This is a genomic window from Pseudomonas sp. 22082, assembly GCF_052046055.1.
In the GTDB taxonomy this organism is placed as follows: Bacteria; Pseudomonadota; Gammaproteobacteria; order Pseudomonadales; family Pseudomonadaceae; genus Aquipseudomonas; species Aquipseudomonas pharyngis.
Genome location: NZ_JBQEQB010000039.1, coordinates 30001 through 32933, shown reverse-complemented (window position 1 = coordinate 32933; position 2933 = coordinate 30001). Strand labels below are relative to the sequence as shown.

The following is a 2933-nucleotide window of genomic DNA, read 5'->3' as shown; positions in this document are numbered from 1 at the left end:
ATTGCTTGGGTGTTATATGGTCAAGCCTCACGGGCAATTAGTATTGGTTAGCTCAACGCCTCACAGCGCTTACACACCCAACCTATCAACGTCGTAGTCTTCGACGGCCCTTCAGGGAACTCAAGGTTCCAGTGAGATCTCATCTTGAGGCAAGTTTCCCGCTTAGATGCTTTCAGCGGTTATCTTTCCCGAACATAGCTACCCGGCAATGCCACTGGCGTGACAACCGGAACACCAGAGGTTCGTCCACTCCGGTCCTCTCGTACTAGGAGCAGCCCCTCTCAAATCTCAAACGTCCACGGCAGATAGGGACCGAACTGTCTCACGACGTTCTAAACCCAGCTCGCGTACCACTTTAAATGGCGAACAGCCATACCCTTGGGACCGGCTTCAGCCCCAGGATGTGATGAGCCGACATCGAGGTGCCAAACACCGCCGTCGATATGAACTCTTGGGCGGTATCAGCCTGTTATCCCCGGAGTACCTTTTATCCGTTGAGCGATGGCCCTTCCATACAGAACCACCGGATCACTAAGACCTACTTTCGTACCTGCTCGACGTGTCTGTCTCGCAGTCAAGCGCGCTTTTGCCTTTATACTCTACGACCGATTTCCGACCGGTCTGAGCGCACCTTCGTACTCCTCCGTTACTCTTTAGGAGGAGACCGCCCCAGTCAAACTACCCACCATACACTGTCCTCGATCCGGATAACGGACCTGAGTTAGAACCTCAAAGTTGCCAGGGTGGTATTTCAAGGATGGCTCCACGCGAACTGGCGTCCACGCTTCAAAGCCTCCCACCTATCCTACACAAGCAAATTCAAAGTCCAGTGCAAAGCTATAGTAAAGGTTCACGGGGTCTTTCCGTCTAGCCGCGGATACACTGCATCTTCACAGCGATTTCAATTTCACTGAGTCTCGGGTGGAGACAGCGCCGCCATCGTTACGCCATTCGTGCAGGTCGGAACTTACCCGACAAGGAATTTCGCTACCTTAGGACCGTTATAGTTACGGCCGCCGTTTACCGGGGCTTCGATCAAGAGCTTCGCGTTAGCTAACCCCATCAATTAACCTTCCGGCACCGGGCAGGCGTCACACCCTATACGTCCACTTTCGTGTTTGCAGAGTGCTGTGTTTTTAATAAACAGTCGCAGCGGCCTGGTATCTTCGACCGGCGTGGGCTTACGCAGCAAGTGCTTCACCCTCACCGGCGCACCTTCTCCCGAAGTTACGGTGCCATTTTGCCTAGTTCCTTCACCCGAGTTCTCTCAAGCGCCTTGGTATTCTCTACCCAACCACCTGTGTCGGTTTGGGGTACGGTTCCTGGTTATCTGAAGCTTAGAAGCTTTTCTTGGAAGCATGGCATCAACCACTTCGTCGCCTAAAGGCAACTCGTCATCAGCTCTCGGCCTTGAAACCCCGGATTTACCTAAGATTTCAGCCTACCACCTTAAACTTGGACAACCAACGCCAAGCTGGCCTAGCCTTCTCCGTCCCTCCATCGCAATAACCAGAAGTACAGGAATATTAACCTGTTTTCCATCGACTACGCTTTTCAGCCTCGCCTTAGGGACCGACTAACCCTGCGTCGATTAACGTTGCGCAGGAAACCTTGGTCTTTCGGCGTGGGTGTTTTTCACACCCATTGTCGTTACTCATGTCAGCATTCGCACTTCTGATACCTCCAGCAAGCTTCTCAACTCACCTTCACAGGCTTACAGAACGCTCCTCTACCGCATCACTTGCGTGATACCCGTAGCTTCGGTGTATGGTTTGAGCCCCGTTACATCTTCCGCGCAGGCCGACTCGACTAGTGAGCTATTACGCTTTCTTTAAAGGGTGGCTGCTTCTAAGCCAACCTCCTAGCTGTCTAAGCCTTCCCACATCGTTTCCCACTTAACCATAACTTTGGGACCTTAGCTGACGGTCTGGGTTGTTTCCCTTTTCACGACGGACGTTAGCACCCGCCGTGTGTCTCCCATGCTCGGCACTTGTAGGTATTCGGAGTTTGCATCGGTTTGGTAAGTCGGGATGACCCCCTAGCCGAAACAGTGCTCTACCCCCTACAGTGATACATGAGGCGCTACCTAAATAGCTTTCGAGGAGAACCAGCTATCTCCGAGCTTGATTAGCCTTTCACTCCGATCCACAGGTCATCCGCTAACTTTTCAACGGTAGTCGGTTCGGTCCTCCAGTCAGTGTTACCTAACCTTCAACCTGCCCATGGATAGATCGCCCGGTTTCGGGTCTATTCCCAGCGACTAGACGCCCTATTAAGACTCGCTTTCGCTACGCCTCCCCTATTCGGTTAAGCTCGCCACTGAAAATAAGTCGCTGACCCATTATACAAAAGGTACGCAGTCACAGAACAAAGTCTGCTCCCACTGCTTGTACGCATACGGTTTCAGGATCTATTTCACTCCCCTCTCCGGGGTTCTTTTCGCCTTTCCCTCACGGTACTAGTTCACTATCGGTCAGTCAGTAGTATTTAGCCTTGGAGGATGGTCCCCCCATATTCAGACAAAGTTTCTCGTGCTCCGTCCTACTCGATTTCATGACTAAGAGACTTTCGCGTACAGGGCTATCACCCACTATGGCCGCACTTTCCAGAGCGTTCCGCTAATCTCAAAGCCACTTAAGGGCTAGTCCCCGTTCGCTCGCCACTACTAAGGGAATCTCGGTTGATTTCTTTTCCTCAGGGTACTTAGATGTTTCAGTTCCCCTGGTTCGCCTCTTGCACCTATGTATTCAGTACAAGATAACCATCTTGTGATGGCTGGGTTCCCCCATTCAGACATCTCCGGATCAAAGTCTGTTTGCCGACTCCCCGAAGCTTTTCGCAGGCTACCACGTCTTTCATCGCCTCTGACTGCCAAGGCATCCACCGTATGCGCTTCTTCACTTGACCATATAACCCCAAGCAATCTGGTTATA

At 52.0% G+C, this 2933-nt stretch carries 1 rRNA gene; it reads right to left on the bottom strand.

The window, feature by feature from the left end:
• Positions 1-16: 16 nt before the first annotated feature.
• Positions 17-2907, bottom strand: a 23S ribosomal RNA gene (locus ACTJK9_RS28905).
• Positions 2908-2933: the final 26 nt, after the last annotated feature.